This is a genomic window from Aliikangiella maris (genome assembly GCF_040719265.1).
Lineage (GTDB): Bacteria > Pseudomonadota > Gammaproteobacteria > Enterobacterales > Kangiellaceae > Aliikangiella > Aliikangiella maris.
Genome location: NZ_JBFDAH010000118.1, coordinates 1 through 1,001, shown reverse-complemented (window position 1 = coordinate 1,001; position 1,001 = coordinate 1). Strand labels below are relative to the sequence as shown.

Genomic DNA, 1,001 nt, shown 5'->3' with positions numbered 1-1,001 from the left:
GCAAGCACTAAAAAGCGGACGATGTTAATTGGGTAAAGTCGTTTAATTCTTGCACAATCTTATGATAAATAAATTGGCAAGAAGTATGATGGTAAAAAAGTAAACTACAGTAATAGCACTTATACTTTTATCCAATAAAACTTCATGCCCTTCATTTTCTGGAGATATATCAATATAATTTGGAGTTAGAAGTACTATCTTTGAAAATAACAATATTTTAAAAAACTCAATCATTTTTCTCACCTTCGCTTACTATTTCTTCTGCTCTCTTTAATATATCATCAGCCCATGTTTGGCAATTACGAGCTCCCAATATATGGGGAGGAGTAAAAGGATATGCTCCAACGTTATATTTAGGAGCACCTATTTCTTTTACTGCTTGCTTTACTGCTTTATCAAATTTTGGATCAGTGGAAATTTCTTTACACTCTGAATTACTTGTAAATTCATCATTATCAATAATTCCTTGACTCCAAATCATATTATCCTTAGTTGTAAAACTATACACCTCACCATCAGCTACAATGTAATCATGCCTAAGAGGATTACCAGACGGCTCAACTGCTGGATTATTTTTATCTCCCAACTTTCTAGCACAACGTAAAGTCACTAACCCTAAAGGATCAATCCAATTCACAGGATCACTAAACACATACCCATAAATATTACTATCCCCACCATTAAACCGAATCGGATCCTTACTCATCCACCGCCCAGCTTGTGGATCATAATCCCTAGCCCCAAACCGAGTCAGCCCCGTATCTCTATCATAAATACCACCAGCAAAACCAAACGGTTGAAACCCAGGGTTAGTATCCAATGTGACGTTACCAAACTCATCATAATCCATTTGTTGAACCACGTCACCATTAGCAATATCAACCACCAATAATGGACTGCCTAAATGATTAGAAATAATACGATAAGTCTTAGTGCCTTTAATGAGATAATCCGGTACATTAATTTTACTACCATAAACAAATCGACTAATGACATTGCTA

Annotated in this window: 1 protein-coding gene; it reads right to left on the bottom strand. The window is 35.5% G+C overall.

The genetic code is table 11. The features are described from left to right. Positions 1-226 precede the first annotated feature (226 nt). The coding region (locus ABVT42_RS22420; RefSeq protein ID WP_367024560.1) for an RHS repeat domain-containing protein at positions 227-1,001 on the bottom strand (775 nt) is incomplete at its 5' end.